At 68.5% G+C, this 20,130-nt stretch carries 12 protein-coding genes; 8 read left to right on the forward strand and 4 right to left on the reverse strand.

The features are described 5' to 3' along the window. Positions 1 to 224: 224 nt before the first annotated feature. The 7 genes from D7V77_RS18270 (at position 225) to D7V77_RS18300 (ending at position 13,615) form a co-directional block, all read left to right on the forward strand. Entirely contained in the window at positions 225 to 3,497 is a 3,273-nt protein-coding gene (locus D7V77_RS18270; protein ID WP_120577570.1) for a C45 family autoproteolytic acyltransferase/hydolase, read from the forward strand. Between the two features lie 198 nt (positions 3,498 to 3,695). Then, positions 3,696 to 4,265 (forward strand): TetR/AcrR family transcriptional regulator, encoded by a 570-nt coding sequence (locus D7V77_RS18275; RefSeq protein WP_158624427.1) that lies wholly within the window; start codon positions 3,696 to 3,698, stop codon positions 4,263 to 4,265. A gap of 1 nt (position 4,266) precedes the next feature. Next, the gene (locus D7V77_RS18280) at positions 4,267 to 5,898 is read left to right on the forward strand and encodes a DHA2 family efflux MFS transporter permease subunit (RefSeq protein ID WP_120577572.1); all 1,632 of its coding nucleotides are present in this window, start codon (positions 4,267 to 4,269) and stop codon (positions 5,896 to 5,898) included. A gap of 3 nt (positions 5,899 to 5,901) precedes the next feature. Beyond that, complete coding sequence (locus D7V77_RS18285; RefSeq protein ID WP_120577573.1) at positions 5,902 to 7,134, forward strand: HlyD family secretion protein; 1,233 nt, start codon at positions 5,902 to 5,904, stop codon at positions 7,132 to 7,134. Positions 7,135 to 7,362: 228 nt separating this feature from the next. Next, positions 7,363 to 9,372: a LodA/GoxA family CTQ-dependent oxidase gene (locus tag D7V77_RS18290; RefSeq protein ID WP_120577574.1), complete on the forward strand. Its 2,010-nt coding sequence runs from the start codon at positions 7,363 to 7,365 to the stop codon at positions 9,370 to 9,372. Beyond that, positions 9,369 to 10,541, forward strand: coding sequence for a tryptophan 7-halogenase (locus tag D7V77_RS18295; protein ID WP_120577575.1), 1,173 nt, complete (start codon positions 9,369 to 9,371; stop codon positions 10,539 to 10,541). The genes D7V77_RS18290 and D7V77_RS18295 overlap by 4 nt, the downstream gene beginning before the upstream one ends. Beyond that, positions 10,538 to 13,615: a hypothetical protein gene (locus tag D7V77_RS18300; protein ID WP_147452095.1), complete on the forward strand. Its 3,078-nt coding sequence runs from the start codon at positions 10,538 to 10,540 to the stop codon at positions 13,613 to 13,615. Before D7V77_RS18295 ends, D7V77_RS18300 begins: the two co-directional genes overlap by 4 nt. An 83-nt stretch (positions 13,616 to 13,698) precedes the next feature. Here D7V77_RS18300 and D7V77_RS18305 read toward each other — a convergent pair whose 3' ends face one another. The 3 genes from D7V77_RS18305 to D7V77_RS18315 form a co-directional block, all read right to left on the reverse strand. Further along, entirely contained in the window at positions 13,699 to 14,736 is a 1,038-nt protein-coding gene (locus tag D7V77_RS18305; protein WP_120577577.1) for a hypothetical protein, read from the reverse strand. Between the two features lie 198 nt (positions 14,737 to 14,934). Beyond that, positions 14,935 to 15,417: a GNAT family N-acetyltransferase gene (locus tag D7V77_RS18310; protein WP_120577578.1), complete on the reverse strand. Its 483-nt coding sequence runs from the start codon at positions 15,415 to 15,417 to the stop codon at positions 14,935 to 14,937. Between the two features lie 5 nt (positions 15,418 to 15,422). Then, positions 15,423 to 16,796, reverse strand: coding sequence for an MFS transporter (locus D7V77_RS18315; RefSeq protein ID WP_233597082.1), 1,374 nt, complete (start codon positions 16,794 to 16,796; stop codon positions 15,423 to 15,425). Here D7V77_RS18315 and D7V77_RS18320 point away from each other — a divergent pair. Continuing rightward, positions 16,717 to 18,132 (forward strand): glucan 1,4-alpha-maltotetraohydrolase domain-containing protein, encoded by a 1,416-nt coding sequence (locus D7V77_RS18320; RefSeq protein ID WP_233597083.1) that lies wholly within the window; start codon positions 16,717 to 16,719, stop codon positions 18,130 to 18,132. The genes D7V77_RS18315 and D7V77_RS18320 overlap by 80 nt on opposite strands. Before the next feature lie 242 nt (positions 18,133 to 18,374). Here the strand turns inward: D7V77_RS18320 and D7V77_RS18325 are convergent. After that, on the reverse strand, positions 18,375 to 20,130 hold a 1,756-nt coding region (locus tag D7V77_RS18325; RefSeq protein WP_120577580.1), incomplete at its 5' end, for a hypothetical protein.

Raw genomic sequence — 20,130 nt, forward strand, 5'->3', positions numbered from 1 at the left:
CCTCCTTTCGATGACCACGAGGCGAAACCTAACCTCCGGTTCCCGGGCCAGCACTCCGCGCCTTGCGGTCGAATTCGGACCGGCATGGAACAGGGCGTCATGTCGTGAAGCTGTCCAATCGCGCCAGGAGTGAACCTCTCGCCATGCTCACGCAATGCGTGCCAGCACGCCCGCGTACGACGTGACAGGATGCCGCACCCTTTCCTCCTTCCCATGAGCAAGCCATGTCCCACCTGCGTCTGATGTGGAAGCGCTCCCGTCTACTCTGGCCCACGCTGGCCGCCTGCGCCTCGGCCACCGCCTGGGCCGCGCCCGCATCCATCGCCGTCCCCAACGCCGGCTTTGAAACCGCCGCCGCCACCGGCCTTCCCCAGGGCTGGACGGCCTCGGGTCAGGGCAAGGTGTCCGCCCGCACCGACGCGAAGTCGGAGGGCAGCCGCAGCCTCGTCATCGAAAGCCCCCAGGGCGGCGCGGAGACCACCGTCGTGTCCGAGCCCGTGAAGCTCCAGGTGGGCCGCCTCTACCGGCTCTCCGCCTGGGTGCGCACCAAGGGCGTGCAGGCGGATGCGCAGGCGCGCTACCCCACGGCGCTGGGCGCGTGTCTGTCCATGCAGAGCTTCCCCTTCACCAACTGCTCTCCTCCGCAGGGCGCGGACTCCAGCGGCCGCGTGCAGGTGCTGTTCTTCGCCACCCAGTCCAGTGATCGCGTGCGCGCGCACCTGGGCCACAACGGCAAGGCCACCGGCACCGCGTGGTTCGACGATGTGAAGGTGGAGGAGGTGGACGACATCACCTCGTACATCCCCATGGAGAGCGTGCGGTGGGCCGGCAAGGGCTTCCGCTACGACGACGGCGGCTGGGTGTACGTGCACATCGAGGGCGAGCCCTACGAGCGCGGCCGGCAGTACGGCGAACTCGTGTCGCAGGAGATCGTCCGCTACATCGAGAAGCTGGGCATCCAGAAGGACAAGGCGGACGCCGCGAAGGGATGGGCGCAGGTGCGCCTGCTCGCGGACTCGCTGTTCCTGCGCCGCTTCGACCCCGAGTACCTGGAGGAGATGAAGGGCATCGCCGACGGCGCCAACGTGGGCGGCGCGAAGTTCAAGGGCCCGGATGGCAAGGAGCGCGACCTGGACGTGCTCGATGTCGTCGCCATCAACTCCGCCGTGGACCTGGGCCAGCTGGAGGACGCCAACCGCGTCACCGCGTCTCCGCTCTCCGGCCGCACCTTCCTCAAGGGCGAGGATGAGAACGGCCGGGCAGGGGAGGGCGACCACTGCTCGTCCTTCGTGGCCACCAAGTCCGCGACGAAGGATGGCCGCGTCGTCATGGGCCAGATCTTCATGTGGAACGGCTACACCGGCGTCCACTGGGACGTGATGCTGGACGTGCAGCCCACCAAGGGCCACCGCTTCGTGATGCAGACCTTCCCGGGCGGCATCCACAGCGGCTCTGACTGGATGCTCAACGACGCGGGCATCGTCATCGGCGAGACGACCGTCGGCCAGACGCCCTTCAACATCGACGGCACCCCGCAGAGCAACCGCATCCGCAAGGCCGTGCAGTACGCGAACTCCATCGACGACGTGGAGCGCATCCTCAAGGACCGCAACAACGGCCTCTACACCAACGACTGGACGCTCGCGGACACCAAGACGGATGAGGGCGCGTGCCTCCTCTTGGGCACCGCGAAGACTCGGCTGTGGCGCACCGGCAGCAAGGGCAAGGCTTCGGACACGCCCGGAAACCTCAAGGACTTCATCTGGGCCAACAACAACAACCGCGACCCGGAGGTCCGCAAGGAGTCCGTGCCCAACGCGAGCAACGCCCCGGTGGACCTGGCCTTCAACACCTGGAACCGCGACATCGCCTTCCAGGAGGCCTACGCGAAGTACGGCAAGGGCGGCTTCGACGTGGACAGCGCCACGCGCATGATGGCGTCCAGCCCCATCAACCGGCCCCACGCGTGTGACGGCAAGGTCACCACGTCGGAGATGACCGAGAAGCTGATGTTCCTGGCCCACTACGGCAAGACGACGCTGCGCGAGAAGATGGTGGGCAGCCGCTGGATTCCGGACCTGCCCGGCGCCACCCCGCACCTGTCCCTGGGCTACACCGCCTTCAGCCCCATCTACGTCGCGGATCAGCTGAAGGCAGCCAAGGCGAAGCAGAAGCCTGAGCCCAAGGCGGACAAGCCCAAGCGCGACTTCGCTCGCGTGAAGGACGCGCTCGGCTTCGACGAGAAGAAGCTCTGGGCCAACACGGTGTTCCCCGCCACGGACGCGGACAACTGGTTCGGCAGCGGCTCGGCGGCGTACTGGACGCTGCTCCGGGACCTGCCGGAAGGGGATGACCTCTCCAAGGCCTTCGACGCCCAGCGCGACGCGCTCGCGGACCTCAACGCCCGCTACCTCTACGTCACGGCCCGCGAGGGCGACGTGGTGCCCACCGCCGCGCGCACGGACTACGGCCGTTATGGCCAGTATGCGGTGCCTCGCATCAAGGGCACGTACCTGCTGCACCAGCTGCGGCTGACCCTGGGCAACGCGAAGTTCGCCAAGGTGATGGACGCGGTGCACACGAAGTTCGCGAACAAGAAGCTCACCACCCAGGACTTCATCCGCACCGCTTCGGAGGCCGCGGGCCAGGACGTGGGGCCGTGGGTGAAGCAGTGGGTGGAGCGCGGGGGCCTGCCCGCGCCGCGCCTCACCTCCCGCGCCCAGAAGGCGAAGGAGGGCTTTGAGGTAACGCTGAAGGTGGACCAGTCCGGCACGCCCTGGCGCTTCGCCACGCTAGTGGAGGTGCAGACGGAGAAGGGCGCCGTGCTGGAGCGCGTGGAGGTGAATGGCTCGAGTGACACCTTCACCGTGAAGGTCCCGGACCGGCCGGTGCGCGTGGTGTTCAACGTGGGCAACGACATCCCTGTGGCCCGCGAGCGCTACCAGACCCTGGCCAACACGCTGGATGACTGGGACAAGCTCCTCTTCGTGTACGGCTCCGCGCGCCAGGTGGAGTCCATGCGCACGCTGGCGACGAACTACCGCGAGCAGTTGGCGGACGCGTCTCCGGAGCGCCTGGCCCCGCTCAAGCCGGACGCGGAGGTGACGGACGCGGAGCTCGCGGACCGCGACCTGGTCGTCTTCGGCGGCCTGGAGGACAACGGGCTCATGGCGCGCCTGGCGGCGGAGAAGAAGCTGCCTGTCGAACTGGGCCGGCGCTTCTTCCGCTGGCAGGGAAGGACGTACGGCCGTGCGGATGACGGCCTCGCGCTGGCGCTGCCCAACCCCTGGAACCCGAAGCGGACGATGTACCTCTTCGTCGCCAACAGCGGCCTGGAGCTGTGGCACATGACGCGCTCGTTCCAGCGCGGCCTCCAGAGCTGGGCCCTGTTCCGCGCGGGCGAGGTCAGCGGCAAGGGCTTCCACGCCACCGAGGGCCTCACCCAGGAGCTGTCCGTGGAGCTGCCCGCCCCCAAGCTGGGCATGCTCACCCCCTGAGCCGCGGTCGCTGAAATCCAGAAGCACCCAGGAAGGGCCGGCGGAGCGCGCTCCCGCCGGCCCTTCTTGCGTTCGGCTGCTTCCTCCCTCTGGAACCCCAGGCCGATTTGACTCCTGTGGGGAGAGGGTTAAATCTCCCTTCAGAGAATGAATCGAGATTCAAAATCTGAGGCGCCCGTCAAACGGCTGCGCTCGCGCATGAAGGAAGCCACCGCCGACGCCATCCTGTTGGCGGCCGCGGCGGTGTTCGCTCGGGACGGCCTGCACGCGGCGAAGATGGAGTCCATCGCCGAGCAGGCAGGCGTGTCGGTGGGGACGCTCTACAACCACTTCACCGACCGCGCGGCCCTGCTGGACGCGCTGCGCGCGAAGCGCCGCCAGATGATGCTGGACCGGCTGGACGCGGCCCTGGCTCCCGTGGCGGAGCGGCCCGCTCGCGAACAGCTGCGCGCCTTCGTGACGGCGCTGTTCGCCCACGCGGCGGAGCGCGACGCGTTCGTGCGGGTGCTGGTGCAGCTGCCGGAAGACCCGGCGCGCAAGAGCCGCATCCTGGCGGAGCTCAGCAAGCGCGTGTCGGTCATCCTCGACCGGGGCATCCAGGCCGGGGAGGTCCGCGCGGAAGGGCGCGCGTTCTACCCGAATCTCCTGATGGGAATGGTGCGCGGCGCATTGGACCGCCTGCGCGAGGACGACGCCGCGAACCTTCCGGCAGCCGCCTGGGCGGAGGAGATCCTCCGCGTCTTCTTGAAGGGCATCGAGGTCGACTGACATGGCGACAGCCGTCGCAACACCGGAGGTCCTGGCGCCGGCAACGCCCAAGGCCCCCGTCAACAAGTGGCTCGTCACGCTGTCGGTGACGTTCGGCACGCTGATGGGCGCCATCGACTCGTCCATCGTGAGCGTTGCGCTGCCTCAAATCCGCGGCGCTGTCGGCGCCACGGTGCAGGAGATCACCTGGGCCACCACCGGCTTCGTCATCGCCACGGTGATGGTGATGCCGCTCACGGGCTTCCTGGGCCGCATGTTCGGCCAGAAGCGCGTGTACCTGGCGTGCCTGGTGCTCTTCGTCGCGGGTTCGTTCCTGTGCGGCTTCGCGTGGAACCTGCCCACGTTGGTGCTCTTCCGCTTCCTCCAGGGTCTAGGGGCAGGCGCGCTTCAACCCACCGAGCAGGCCATCCTCCGGCAGACGTTCCCGCCGAAGGAGCAGGGCACCGCGATGGCCATCTTCGGCATGGCCGTGATGGTGGGCCCCGCCATTGGCCCCACGCTGGGCGGCTACATCGTGGACAACTGGCACTGGTCCTGGATCTTCTTCATCAACGTGCCGGTGGGCATCCTGGGCTTCTTCATGGTGGTCCGCTTCGTCCAGGAGGACGAACAGTTGCGAGCCACCGCGCGCCAGGAAGCCGAGAAGCAGCGCAAGCACATGGACTGGTCCGGCATCACGCTGCTCTGCATGGGCCTGGCCTCGCTCCAGTACTTCCTGGAGGAGGGACAGGCGGATGACTGGTTCGAGTCCCCCATCATCGTCATCTGCGCGCTGCTCTCCGCCACGTGCCTCATCGCCTTCGTCATCCGCGAGCTGACCGCGGAGGCGCCCGCGGTGAACTTGCGGCTGTTCAAGGACCCGGTGTTCGCGTCCGGCACGCTCCTGGGCGCGCTGGTGTTCGCGGTGCTCATGGCCAGCATGTTCCTGCTGCCGGTGTTCATGCAGGAACTCCTGGGCTTCACCGCGACGCAGTCCGGCCTCTCGCTGATGCCTCGCACGCTGGTGATGATGGTGATGATGCCCATCGTCGGACGGCTGTACGGCAAGGTGCCGGCGCGGGTGTTGGTGGGGATTGGCATCGTGTTCGCGGGCTTCGGCGCGTTCGAGATGAGCCACTTCTCGCTCGCCACCGGCTCCAGCAACATCATCGCGGCCATCGCGCTGCAGGGCGTGGGCTTCAGCCTGATGTTCGTGCCGCTCAGCGCCACGGCGCTCGGCAACATCCCGCGTGAGCGGATGGCGGACGCGACGGGCCTCAACTCCCTCTTGCGCCAGATTGGCGGGTCCGTGGGCCTGGCCATCTTCACCACGCTCCTGTCGCGCTACACCGTGCTGTCCAAGGCCTCCATCGCGGCGCACCTCAACCCGGAGCGGTGGGAGGTCGCCAGCCGCATGGCCGCCACGCAGAAGGGGCTCATGCAGCACGGCCTGGACGCCGCGAGCGCCAGCATGGCCAGCCTCCAGATGATGGTGGGCAACGTGTCACGGCAGGCCATGGTGCTCGCGTTCGACAAGCTCTTCGTCTTGGCGGCGCTGATGTTCGTGGTGGTGCTGCCGCTCATCTATTTCCTCAAGGACCCCCCGAGCGTCGGGGGCTCCCACGAGAAACCGCACATCGACGTGGAGATTTAAGACATGGCAACGACAACGACTGCTCCCCAACTCGTCCCCGAAGCGGCGCCCGCGCCCGCCTCCGCGGCGCAGGCGAAGCGCGGCAAGCGGGGCTTCCTCATCCTCGGTGGCGTCGTGGCGGCCATCGTGCTGGCCATTGGCGGCTTCAAGATCGTCACGGCAGGGCAGGAGACCACCGACGACGCGCAGGTGGAGGCGGACGTGGTGCCCCTGGCCGCGCGCGTGTCCGGCCCCGTGGTGAAGGTGGCCGTGCTGGACAACGCCACCGTGCACCAGGGCGACGTGCTCCTCCAAATCGACCCGCGTCCCTATGAGGCCCGCGTGAAGCAGGCGGAGGCCGAGCTGGAGTCCGCGCGCGCCCAGGCCGTCGCGGCGGACGCGCAGGCCACGGTGGCGGAGGCCGGCGCGAAGGGTGGCCTGTCCAGCGCGAAGGCGCTCGTGTCCACGAGTACGTCCGCGGTGAGCGGCGCCCAGGCGCAGGTGGCGGCGGCCCGCGCGGCGCTGGCTCGCGCGGAGGCGCAGGCCCGCAAGGCCACGCTGGACCTGGATAGGACCCAGAGCCTGCGTCAGCAGAACGTGGTGGCGCAGAGCGCGCTGGATGACGCGCGGACGTCCAACGAGACGGCGCAGGCCGCGCTCGAAGGCGCCCGCGCGCAGCTCGCCCTGGCGGAGGAGGGCCGACGCACCGCGGAGAGCAAGGTGGCGGAGGCCAGGGGCCAGCTCGACGTGAGCGCCCCCATCGACGAGAAGATCGCCGCCGCCCAGGCCAGCGCGTCGCTGGCGCACGCGCGGGTGAAGGGCGCGGAGGCCGCGCTCGACCAGGCGAAGCTCCAGTTGGAGGACACGCGCGTCGTCGCCCCGGCGGACGGCCAGGTGTCCAAGCTGTCCGTGCACGCGGGCCAGCTGCTCACCCCCGGCCAGGCCGTGGCGGAGCTGGTGCCCACGACGACCTACGTGGTGGCGAACTTCAAGGAGACGCAGGTGGGGCACATGCAGCCCGGCCAGCGCGTGGAGGTGGAGCTGGACGCCTTCTCTGGTGAGAAGCTGGAGGGCAAGGTGGAGAGCCTCTCTGGAGGCACCGGCTCCCGCTTCTCCCTGCTGCCGCCCGACAACGCGTCCGGCAACTTCGTCAAGGTGGTGCAGCGCGTACCCGTGCGCATCTCCTGGGTGCACCCGCCGCAAGGCCTGGCCCTGCGCGCCGGCCTCTCCGCCGACGTGACGGTGCACACGAAGTAGGCCCCAGCCCGAAGCCCCACACCCCAGCGCCGCGCCCCCCACGGGTCGCGGCGCTTTTTTTTGGGGCTGACACGTCATGGCCAATCCTTGACGCGTCAATGGCCACGTCCGCCACTGCCGGGACATGGCCCCTGTCTGTAGAATGTGCAGTATTTCTGGAATTTCTGCGCTTCCCTTGAGGGGAGTGTCTTTTGCATCAGCTCCTTCCCCACCGCGAGGAGCAAAGGCATGAGCACGACCTACAAGATTCACCCGGCCATTGGCGTGGCCCGCGTCGGAGACAGCGAGGACTACTACCTCGGTCCCGAGGAGGCAGGAGGACTGCCGCTGGAGGTGGCGGGCGGCAGCGTGACCCGGTTTCGCGATGCCAGCATGGCGGTGCGCAGACAGGCGGCGCGCTTTCAAATCCACGCCTACGACTCGCCCGGCTCGAACGGGCGCAGGGTCCAGCCGGGGGAAGGCGGAATCAAAGACATCCGTTGGACGGTCCACCTGGCCAACAAGAAGTCCGCTTGGTACGAGTTCCGGCAGCAACAGGGCGCGGACGGCACCTACGCCGTCGACCACCCGCTGCGAAATCCTCGCACCGTGGGGAATGACCGCAACGCGTTCATCCTCGACGCGGGGCCGCGCACCGTCACCTGTCTGGGCAGCGCGGGCGGTCCCACCACTGTGCAGTGTGAGCTGCTCCCGGCGTCGGCCCGCCCATCGCGACTCCTCCCCGAAGGCAGCGACATCACCACCCTGGGAAAGCTCGTCACGGATGCCCGGGGCTATCTCCACGCGGTGGGCGGCTACGGCAAGTCCGGCGTGTCGGTCCGCTACGACATCACGAGTGGGCTGCTGGAGGACTGGGCGCGGTACCACACGCTGGAAAAGGTGAGCGGCCTCAGCGGGAAGGCGCAGGACATCCTCATCGCGCTGAAGAGCATCGCGGACATCGGCTACGACACCCAGGCGGCGTTCGACGCCGCCGTCGCCTCCGTCCTCACGGCCCCCAGCCTGGGGCTCACGCCCGATCAGGTGACCCAGGCCAAGGGGTTCATCGACACGAACGCCTACCCCCAGCCCCGGCTGGACACGTACGCCAACAACACCTTCTGGTGGGATGACATCTCGGACGGGCCCGTCACCGCGACGCTGGTCATGGATGACAACTCGGAGCACGAGGTGGAGTTCCCCGCGTGGGTCGTGGTGGGGCCCCCCGGGTACGCGCCTCAAATCCTCAACGTCATCACGCTCTACGACACGCTCTTCGACACCTTCGTCACCCAGAGGGGGCTCGTCCCCGGGCTCTACCAGGGTGGGCAGTTCCAGCAGGACTACACGCCCAACTTCCAGGCGGACCTTCTTCCCATCCTCAGCCGCCCCGCCGCCTATCAGTGGGTCGCTGACGTGGGTCCGCAGGGCAATGGCAGACACGATGCCATCCAGGGCGGCAACCTGGGCCCCCGCTTCCTTCAGCGAATCCGGAACCCCGACGACGTCAACGCGCCGACGCCGGACCTCATGCCGAAGATGGCGGGCGACAACCCCATCTCCGACATCATCCCCCGGAAGTTCCTGAGCCTCACGCGGACCCAGTACTTCCTCCTCCAGCAATACAGCGCCGGCAAGGTCGACCACTCGCCCCCCAAGGCCCCCGCGTCGGAGGGAGCGCGGCTGGACCGCGCCGTGCTGGAGAACTGCGTGGGTGGCGCGTTCTGCCCGGGCATCGAGATGACGTGGATTGCCCGGGACGCGAACTTCTTCCAGGACGACCCGGCCGCGGGCTTCCGCTTCAAGCACCGCGACAGGCCCACCGGCCAGCCGCTCCAGTGGAGCATCAATCCGCACGACGGGCTGGGCCTGGAGCCGGGGGATGCCAGCAAGTACATGGCGCTGCCATGGCAGGCCGACTTCAACGAGTGCTCCAACCAGACCGTCCAGGGGACGTCGCTCTGGTGGTGGCCCGCCCAACGGCCCTACTTCGTGAGCTACCTGGGAGACGACCAGCAATGGCACCAGGACTATTGGACGCGTCCGACGGACATCAACTTCGACACGGACGAAGCCATGGTCTTCCATTGGAAGGAATTGGGCTTCGTCCTCAAGCGGTCGGATGCCCCCGCCCCCCAGCAGGGCCCTGAATCCGCGCCAGGATTGCCGCCCGCGCCCACGTTCATCGAGGTGGAGCGGACGTACGCGCCCGCCACGGGCCAAGAGGAACCGGCCCTCGCGAAGGTGGCCAACTCGTGAGCGAGGACTCCTGCGACGTGGCCGTCATTGGCGGCGGCCCCGCGGGCGCGGCCATGGCCGTGGCCTTGAGGAGGAAGGCGCCGTCGCTCTCCGTCACCCTGGTCGAGCGGACCACCTATGACGCCCCCCGGCTGGGGGAGACCCTGCCGCCGGACGTCCGCCTGTCGCTGTCACGGCTCGGCGTCTGGGAAAGCTTCCTGCGCGACGGGCACCTTGCCTCCCGCGGCACGGCGTCATGCTGGGGCAGGGCGGAGCCGGGCTTCAACGACACGATGATGTCCCCCTGGGGTTCCGCCTGGCACCTGGACCGGACGCGCTTCGACGAACGGCTGAGCGTCGAAGCCGCCCGGCAAGGCGCTCGGGTGCTGCGGGCGACGACCCTGGTGGACTCGGAATCCCTGGGGCGCAACGGCTATCGGCTCCGCCTCGCCCATGGGGCAGCAGACCCCAGCACGCTGCGGGCACGCTTCGTCGTGGACGCCACGGGAGGCAAGGCCACCTTCGCCTCGGCACGCGGCGCGCGGCGGCTCGTGAGCGACCGCTGCTTCGCCGTGTATGGCTCCTTCCAGCTTCAGGGCGGCGCGGTCTTCCCCACCCACGCGCTGGTGGAGTCCTGCCCGGAGGGTTGGTGGTACTCGGCGTTGCTGCCGAGAGGGCGGGTCGTCGTCGCGCTCGTCGGCGATGGGGACTCCTTGCGCGGCTTGCGCTGGGCCACGCCCGAGCCCTGGATGAACCTGCTGAAGCAGGCGCCGGTGACCTGGGCGCGGCTGGACGCTTGTGACTTCGTAGGCGAGGCGCTCATCGCGGTGCCCGTGCTCGTCGGACAGTTGGACCGGCCACGGGGGGAACAGTGGCTCGCCGTGGGCGACGCGGCGTGCACCTATGATCCGCTGTCCTCCCAGGGCATCACCAAGTCGTTGGACTCCGCGCTCCTGTCCGCCGACGCGCTGGAGCGCTGCCTGAGCGGCGACGCGGACGCGCTCCAGGACTACGAGTCCATGCTGAACGCGCGGTTCCAGGACCATCAACGCACACGCGGCGTCTACTACCGCCAGGAACAGCGGTGGCCCCAGGCCCCCTTCTGGATGAACCGGTGGGAGGCGCTGCCCGCTCCCGCCGCGTCCCCAGCGCAGTCCCGCCGCTCCCATTCCACCGAGGTGAACCCATGAAGACGAGATATGCGCGTCATGTGATTGTCGCGGCGGGCGTAGGGCTCGCCATCGCGGCCGCGGTGGTCGTGCGGAGCGGGGCGCCCAAGCCAGCGGTCCTGGCCACGAGCGGCAGCGGAGGGGATGGCCTCGTCCCTCCGCCCTATCCCGTGTTCCCGCGAGGCAATGCCCTGCTCACGCCTCTCGCCGAGTCCAGCGACGAGGCCCAGGCCTTCCTGAAGTTCTACTCGACGCAGCTGGGCGTTCAGCTGCCCAGGATCCAGAGCGCTGACCTCGTCAAACTGCCGCCCCGGAACCTGGACATCGCGCACAACGGACTGAACCTCGGCAGCCAGGACTTCAACTCCTCGCTGGTGTGCCAGTCCTGCCATGACTCGGATTGGAAGGCCCAGGGCAGCGACCTGCCGGAGATGGCGTTCTGGCAGCAGCCCACGGTCAACAGCCTCTGGCCGAGCGGTGGCGCGGGCCCCATGAACCTGTCCGCCAACTGGTCCCCCTTCGGAGACTGGAGCGCGTCCATCAAGGCCCTGGCGGGCCGGGACCCTGTCTTCCTCGCGCAGGTGGAGACGACCCGTTCGTTGTCTCCTCACCAGCCCTACCAGGTGGACCAGCTCTGTCTGCGATGCCATTCCCCCCTGGCGGAGCGCCAGGCCCTGGCCAACAACGCCCCGTTCGACCACTTCACCCTCTACGCGACGCCAGAGGGCGCGCCCTACAAGAACCCGTTCCCCTCGGCCTCCTCGGCGGGTTCGCAATACGCGACCTACGGCGCGCTGGCCCGGGACGGACTCTCCTGCGCCGTCTGTCATTCCATGGCGCCGAAGGAGGGCCAGCCCTGGAATGGCGCCGACTACGGCTTCTTCTATGGCTCCGACGGAGACCTCTTCGGCGCGGGCGTCTCGGACCGGCTGGTCAGCGCGGAGGAGAAGAAGACGCAAACGCCGCCGTCCTTCCCCTTCACCTCGTCCATGAACCTGCACCCCGGCGCCATCCTCGGGCCTGACTTCGGCCTCAACGCGAAGCCCATGGCCGCTGCGGGGGTGAGCCTGGAGACCGCGGCGCACGTGGACGGACACAGCTACCTGCGCGACTCCATGGTCTGCGGCGCCTGCCACGTCGTCATCCTCCCCAAGGTCCCCACCAACTACAGGCCTGGCATGCGCATCTCCGAAGCGAGCGAAGGCTACGAGCGCCCCGCGAGCTGCGACGCCAGCAAGACGACCTTCGACGCCAACGGCAACTTCACGAAGGACCCCTGTGTCGCGCTCGCCTATGAGCAGACCACCTACTTCGAGTGGCTCAACAGCGGCTATCCCGACTCCAAGACGACGTGCCAGGGCTGCCACATGCCGCTCACCTCGCCGTCATCCCCCCACGACAACCGCGTGTACGTGGCGCAGTACAACGACGACCTGGACCCCTTCTACCAGGGCAGTCCGCCCCCGGTGGCGCGCGAGTACAACCGCCACACGCTGCTGGGCATCAACCTGTTCGTTCACGAGATGTTCCAGCAGTTCCCGGACGTGCTCGGGCTGGACTTCTACCTGTCGCAGGACTCACGCATCCCGCCCTACCTCCAATCCCCAGACATCCTGAACCGCACGCCCAACCTCGTCCCCAATCCGGGCGCCGAGGATGGCAATACGAAGGGCTGGAGCGACCACAGCGCCATCGCCGCCGTCCAGAAAGTCTCGGGCGACCATGGACGTTCCATCTCCCCGAGCCACGGCCGCTACTTCTTCCAACTCAACCCGGGCAGCGCGACGCTGAGCATCGACCTCAGCCGCTATCAGGACGCCCTCCAGAAGGGAGGCGGCAAGACGACCCTCCTCTGGGGCGCCACCGCCTGGTGCGACCAGCTCTCCTGCGGCGAGCTCGTCGTGCGCACCTTCAACGCGCAAGGAGTCGCGGCGTCCACGACACCTCCGCTCGCGGTCGACCCGGGACAGTCGAGGTGGCAGGCGCGTCAGGCGACCATGGCCGTGGGCACGGACATCCGGCGGCTGGAGCTGGGCTTCACCGGCCGGAGTGGCGAAGTGCTCCTCCTGGATGACGTCTTCATCGCCCTGCGCTTCCCGGATGGCACCGTCGCACCGCTGACGGATGCCAGACGCAACTACGTGGTCGCGCAGAACCTGCTCAACGCCGAGCAGTCCATCCTGGACCTCGCGTACAGCACGGCCCAGGGCTCCTACAATCCGCGGCTCCCCGCCGTGCAGGTTTCCCTGGGGAACATGTCCACGGACAACGGCATGCTGAGCGTCCCCGTCACCCTCAGCAACAACGCGGGGCACAAGTTCCCCAGCGGCGCGGGCTTCCGCCGGGCGTTCATCCAGTTCGAGGTCCTGGACGCGTCCGGCAAGGCGCTCTGGGCGTCGGGACAACCCAACGCGCAAGGCGCCATCTGCAATGGTCCCTGCAATGCCAATGGCGACAACATCCTCACCAGCGAGTTCTCGTCAGACCCTGGCCTGCTCCAGCCGCACTTCCAGACCCTCCAGCGGCAGGACCAGGTCCAAATCTACGAGGTCCGCGTCATGGACGACGTCAAGAAGGTCACCAGCCTGGAGCTCCAGCAGTTCAAGGACCTGAAGGACAACCGGATCCTCCCCGCGGGCTGGAAGCCGCCGAGCCTGCGCAAGTCTGGCGAGCTTCAGCTGGGCCTGGACCTCTACCAGTTGGCTCAAATCACCATGCCCTTGAGCGCGGTCCAGGGAACCCAGCCCGCCATTGAAAGCGACCCGGACTACCCCAACGACAGCCATCCCCAGGAGGCCGAGGGCGAAGACACGCTGGTGTACCAGGTTCCCCTGGCGGAGATTCCTTCGTGGGCCTCCATCCGGGTCCGGCTGAACTACCAGAGCATTCCTCCGGGCTATCTCGGCGCGCGGTTCAAGGACGCGCTCCAGGGAAACCAGCAGCCGGGGCCTGCCATGAGCCGGCTCATCTACATGAGCAGCCACCTCAACACGAAGACGTCCATGCAGAGCCAGACCTATGGCGCCGCCCAGCCCACAGAGGTCATGAACAACTGGTCCATGGTCCTGGGTGAGGCCCGGGTGACGAAGCGCTGAAGCACCGCGGCACCCACGAGAAAACGGCCACCGGCTCGCAAGAGCCGGTGGCCGCTTTCATTCAGCCAGGCTTGCCGCTCCGCTCAGCGGAAGACGGTGGTGTGGGAGCCGAGCACGATGCCGCGCTTGCCCGCCAGCGCCTTGCACCGCTCGGGAGACATCCCCAACTGCTCCGGCGTGAAGAGCCGGCCGAAGAGGCGGTGGTCATCGGAGACGAACGGCAGGACGCGGACCGTGATGGACATCCCCGGAAGCGGGGCAAGGCCATGGGACCAATACGAGTAGTCAATGGTCGTCGAGTAGTCGGCCGGCACGAAGCAGTCGATCCCCGTGTGCCAGTTGCGGTTGCCGTCCTGGTCCGGGAGCGTCTGGGGCACCGTGGTCTCCCCCAGGCTGATGAGAGGCGAGGGCCCCGGAGTCCCCGCCGAGAAGGCGACGCTCGCCCCCGCGGGGACGTTCACGCACTTGATGTCGAAGGTCACCATCGCCGCGGCGGAGCCATGGGGGTAGATGACGCCCTTGGTGGTGTAGTCCGGCTTGTTTGCATCCACGATGGTGACGTTCCGCCAGCCGAACCCCGGGTTGTCCAGGATGAACTCCGTCAGCTGGTCCATGTTGCCCACGGCCGTGGTGGGAACAGGATTCGGGTGCGCCGTGGTGGAGACCCGGGAGATGAGGCAGTAGTGGTCAGGGGTGGGGGCTCTCCAGACGAACGGGTTGTCCGTCACGGCAACCTTGCCGCTGTCGGCCTTGATGATGTTCTTGCTGTTGTTGTCGACGTTCTTGTCGCTGGTCTGCAGCTCATTGCCTGCCCACAAGTAGGGGTACAAGAGCAGCGTCGCCGGCACGGCATACAGCGACACGCTTCCGGACTGGGTTGCTCCCGCCAGGTTCTTGGCGCGCAGGTAGATGTAGTTGTCGCCGCTCTCCGTCAGGTTCTGCCCCACATCCGAGCTGTAGTTCCCGGCGAAGAACTCCGCCGGATTGAGCGTGGGGGTGAGGCCCTGGGGAATGATGTCCGGCGATTGATAGGCAATGGTGTTCTTCGACTCAGCTCCGAAGTTGCGATCACCGGTGTCACCGGTGTTCACACGGAAGAACAAATCATTGTACTGGGTCATGGGTGTCCGCCTTGGGTTGGGTGACATTCCCCGTGAGGCGTGGCTCGCAGGGGTGCGGCCCTGCAAGTGCATCCTGAATGCCAAGGATGTTCGAATCCCAACTGGTTGGAACCATTTGGGCGGCCCGGCGAAACGGTGGGCCTTCCCCATGACCCTGACGTGGCAGGCCCAGGGGCTGACGTGTCAGCCCGCCTGCCGTCAGAGCGTGACGGCCATCTCCACGTCCGCGCGCGAGTAGCCCGTCTCCCGGGCAATCTCCGGGCCCTCGCGCGTGGTGACGAAGCCATGCTTGCGGTACAGGCCCAGCGCGGGCCCCAGCGCGCTGTTCGTCACCAGCACCATCCGCTTCGCGCCACGCTGCCGGGCCGTGACCAGCGCGGCCCGCATCAGCGCGTCGCCCAGGTCTCGGCCCCGCGCCTCCGGGGCCACCGCCATCTTGCACAGCTCGAACGTGTCCGCGTCCTCGCGCCTGAGCGCGCACGTGCCCAGCACCTGTCCGTCCACGAGCGCGAAGAACACCTCGCCCCCCGGCGCCACGAACATCCCGTGAGGGTCCGCGAACGAGGCCTCATCCGAGCCCTCGATGCGGAAGTCCTTCTCAATCCATTGCCGGTTGAGCCGCGCGAAGTGCTCGCGCAGCTCCGGCTGGTAGGGGACGACCTGGACGGATGCAGGGGCCATGGCGCTCACGCGGTCGCGGCCGCCGCGGCGGGCTTCTTGCGCAGGAAGAGCGCGAAGATGATCGCCACGATGCTGATGCCCACCAGGGTAATCAGCCCGTCCGCCGCGATGGTGGCGCGCGTGCCGATGCCGCGGAACTCCGACGCGTGCCCGTCCAGCGCCGTCGTGTAGCTGATGGCGAAGTTGGAGGCCGCGACGAAGAGCGAGTACTTCGTCGTCACCGCCGCGCCGTCGTTCACCATCTCCAGCACCATGCCGGCGAAGGCCGCGAAGCCCGCGCCGTTCGCGAAGCTGTACGCGAGCGAACCCCAGATGTACGTGTCCGTCGTCATGGGCCCCGCCGCCATGGCGAACGCGCACATCGCGGTGGCCCCGCCCATCAGCGCGTACGCGAGCTTGCGGTTCATCCGGTCGGACAGCCAGCCGCCCATCAGTGAACCCACCGCGCCGGTGACGGCCATGCCCGGCCCGTTCACCATCTCCACCGTGTGCTCCGGCACCTGGTACGCGCCCGCCATCGCGCTGAAGAGGTTGCTGAGCGCGCCGCAGCTCACCGGCGCCAGGCAGAGCACCAGCATGATGAGCCCGTCGCGGCTGAAGGCCGTCTTCACCAGGTCCATCACGATGCTCTTCACCCGGTCCACCGCCGCCTTGAGCAGCGGCCCGGTGGGCACGGTGGAGGGATCATGCCGCTCGGTGATCCAGAAGATGCCCGCGCCGCTCGCCAGCACCAGCGTGGCCAGCACGATGCCCGCCACCTGCCGGGAGAACTGGGTCGCCAGGAAGATGGCCAGCGCGCCCATCATCGCGGTGGAGCCCACGTTGCCCGCCATCTGCCAGCCGCCCGTGCGCCCCTTGTCGGACGGCTTGGACGTCGTGGCCATCAGCCCGTTGAGTGCCGCGTGCGCCGTCGTCGCGGCGGCCTGCAACGCCGTGAGCAGCAGCGTGAAGACGCCCAGGTGCTGCGCGGGCTCCGGGAACATCGCGCACGCCAGGAGCAGCAGCGCGGTGAGCAGCGTGCTCACGCCGTACCAGACGCGGCGCCACGGCCCCAGGTCGATGAGCGGCACCCACAACAGCTTCCACGCGTGCGGTGAGAACGCCGTGCCGGACAGCACGCCAATCTCCGCCAGCGGCATCCCGTCCTTCGCCAGCCAGTACGGCACCGCCGTCTGCAGGTAGCCCACCGCGGCGCCGAACAGGCCAGCCGTGGCCAAGCCGCTGGATGGCGCCAGCACCGACGTGATGATCCAGGGCTTCCACTGGAACTCCGCCAGCGCGGGCGGGTGGTGGAACACGGTGAAGAACAACGCGGCCGCGGTGAAGGCCGCGGGCTTCACGATGATCTGGCTGCCGCCACCGTCCGACGCGGCGTCCACGCAGGGCTACCTGCCCCGGCAGCTCAACGTGCTCAACTCCAGCTACGGCACGGAGGCGGAGCTCACCCAGGCGCTGGCCGCGCTCAACGCGCAGGGCGTGAAGCCCATCGCGGACATCGTGGTGAACCACCGCGTGGGCACCGCCAACTGGGCGGACTTCACCAACCCCACCTGGAGCGGCTGCAGCGCGGTGGCCGCGGGTGACGAATGGCCGAGCGCCTGCGGCAACGCGGACAGCGGCGAGGGCTACGCCGCGGCGCGCGACCTGGACCACTCGCAGGCGAACGTGCGCGCGGACCTGAAGACGTGGATGGGCACCCGGCTGAAGGGCGTGGGCTTCGCGGGCTGGCGCTTCGACTTCGTGAAGGGCTTCGCGGGCAGCTACGTGAAGGAGTACGTCACCGCGACGGACCCGTGGTTCTGCGTGGGTGAGTTCTGGCCCACGAACTACTTCGACGCGAACAACCCCAACAACTGGAAGCAGCAGATCACCAACTGGGTGGACGCGACCACGGGCACCTGCGCCGCGTTCGACTTCGCCACCAAGGGCCTGCTCAACGACGCGCTCACCAACAACAACTACACGCGTCTGAAGGCGTCCGACGGGAAGCCCGCGGGCGGCATCGGCTGGTGGGCCAGCCGCCACGTCACCTTCGTGGACAACCACGACACCGGCCCCAGCGAGACGTGCGGCAACGGGCAGAACCACTGGCCGGTGCCCTGCACCAAGGTGATGACGGGCTACGCCTACGTGCTCACCCACCCGGGCATCCCCACCGTCTACTGGGGGCACTACTTCAACTGGGGCCTGGGCAGCTCCATCAAGACGCTGATGGACATCCGCAAGAACGCGGGTCTCACGTCTGAGTCCACCGTCAGCATCCAGCGCGCGGAGAGCGGCCTGTACGCGGCCATCATCGGCGGCAAGGTGGCGGTGAAGCTGGGCACCGGCTCCTGGACCCCGGGCACCGGCTGGACGCAGGCCGCCACCGGTACGGACTACACCGTGTGGACCACCAACACGCCGCCGCCCACCGGCACCACCGCCAACGTGGAGTTCGTGTGCAACAACGGCACGACCGTGATGGGCCAGAACGTCTACGTCACCGGCGGCGTCGCGGAGCTCGACACCTGGAGCCCCACCACCACCAAGATTCTCAGCCCCACCGCGTACCCCACCTGGCGCGGCACCTACGCGCTGCCCGCGAACACCACCGTGCAGTGGAAGTGCCTCAAGCGCGACGGCAGCGGCAACGTCGTCTGGCAGGGCGGTGGCAACAACACCGTCACCACCCCGGCCGCCGGCGGCAGCATCACCGCCACCGCCAGCTTCTAGGACGCACCCCTCCAAGCCTCTTCGGCATCGGCTCCCTGGGGGAGGAAGCCGAGCTGGCTGGCGAGCAGGGATGCGCTGCAAGGGGCTGCTCCAGCGGCATGCCCTGGCCCCTGTGCGGACGGTAGCCCCTTGGCCACTCTTGGCCTGGGGGCCTACCGTCATGGCCCGGGTGGTGCTGGAGCGTGCCTGTGACGCGGCGTGGAGGGGGCGGGCTGAAGCGCGTTGATCAGCCTGCACTCATCTCAGGGGGAGGACATCAGCCGGACGCCATGCTCGCGCACCAGCGTGGCCCTCGCGGCCTCGGAGACAGCCGTCTCGCGCAGGTCGAGCTCACGAAGGAGGGGAAGCCGGTGGAGCGCGGGCATGCCGGCGTCCGTGACCTTCGTGCGCAGCAGGTACAACGTGAGCAGGGAGCCCGGGAGGTGAACGAGCGCCTCGTCCCCGAGGCGGGTGCCGGCGAGGCTCAACCAGGAGAGCTTCTCGAAGCCCGCGAGCATCTGCGCCCCGTTGTCGTCCAGCCAGGTGCCTCCCAGGTCGAGCTTGACGAGGTGGGGGAGCTTCTGGAGCGGTACCAGCCCCGAGCCGCTGATGGGGTTCCCCGAGACCTGGAGTGACTCCAGCTCCCGCAACTCGGAGAGCTGGCCAAGCCCCAGGTCCGTGAGGAGCGTGCGGATGGCGCGGAGCGACTGCAGCCGGGAAAAGGTCCGAAGGGTGGCCACCCACCCGTCGTTGAAGTCGGTCCGGCTCAGATCCAGGTGCCGCAGGACCATGCGCGAGCCGAGCTGCTTCAATGCCTCGGGGCCGATGCGCGTGGCACTGAGGTCGAGCCGGGAGAGCCGCTCCAGGGACTCCAGCGACGCGAGCGACGCGTCCGCCAGCGCGAGACCCGAGAGCCCGAGGCTCTCGAGCTCCTGGTGGCCGGCCAGCGCAGGGAGGCCGCTCCCGGTGACGGCCGTGCGCGACAGCTCCAGGTCGCGCAGGTGGTGGAGGCCCTGCAGGTGGCGCAGCGCCGCGTTCCCGAGCAGGGTGTCGTCGAGATGGAGAACCTCCAGCGGTGTGAGCCCGGCAAGGTGACGAACCCCTGGGCCGCGGATGCGTGTCTTGCTGAGCACCAGCACCCGGAGCACCGGCAACCGCGCCAGGTGGACGAGCCCCGCATCCGTCACCCCGGTGCTTCCCAGGTGGAGCGCGTCCAGCATGCGCAGCCCTCCAATGTGTGCCAGGCCTGAGTCCGAGACGGCCGTCCGCGCCAGCCCCAGCGAGCTCAGGGCCGGCATTCTCCTCAGGGCGCCGAGGCCGGCATTCGTGACGTGGGTGCCGCTCAAGACGAGTGTGCGCAAGCGGTCCCCGGGCAGGGACGCAAGGACCGTGTCATCGACCGTGGTGTCCGAGAGATCCAGCCACTCCAGCTCCGTCTGTGCCGCGAGCAGGCCGAGCCCCCGCGGGCTCACCGACGTGCCGCTGAGCGAGAGCCGGCGCAGCGTCGTCAGCGACGCGAGGAGAACCAGCCCCCGGTCGGACACCGCCGTGGCATCCAGCCGCAGGATGGCCAGGTGTGGCATTCCCTGGAGAGAGGCGAGCCCCGCATCGGTTACCCGTGTGCCGTCGAGGTGCAGGGCCTTCAACCGTGCCGCGTTCCTCAGGGCGGCCAGGTGCTCGTCGCCGAACGCGGTATCGGAGAGATGGAGCGATACGACCGAGGAGCCCTCGACGAGGAGCGCGAGCAGGGCTGGGGCGGGGAGGCCTTGCTCCCCGAAGGAGAGACCGGGGACGCGGTATTCGCGCAGCACGGCGGCCAGCGCCTGGGCCTCGGCCGGTGTGCTCACGGGCTCCAGAGGCTCCGCGTACCAGTCTCCGTCGGGAAGCGGCTGGGGGGCGGCATCACCCGCCGGCAGCAGGCCCCACGGGGAGGACGTCCCGTCCGGCAGGAGCCGGTACGCCTGGAGGGAGGGACGTGGAGGGGCCACGACCGCGGGAGCCGGAGGCGCGGTCGTGGCC

It is taken from the genome of Corallococcus sp. CA041A (assembly GCF_003612075.1).
In the GTDB taxonomy this organism is placed as follows: Bacteria; Myxococcota; Myxococcia; order Myxococcales; family Myxococcaceae; genus Corallococcus; species Corallococcus exiguus.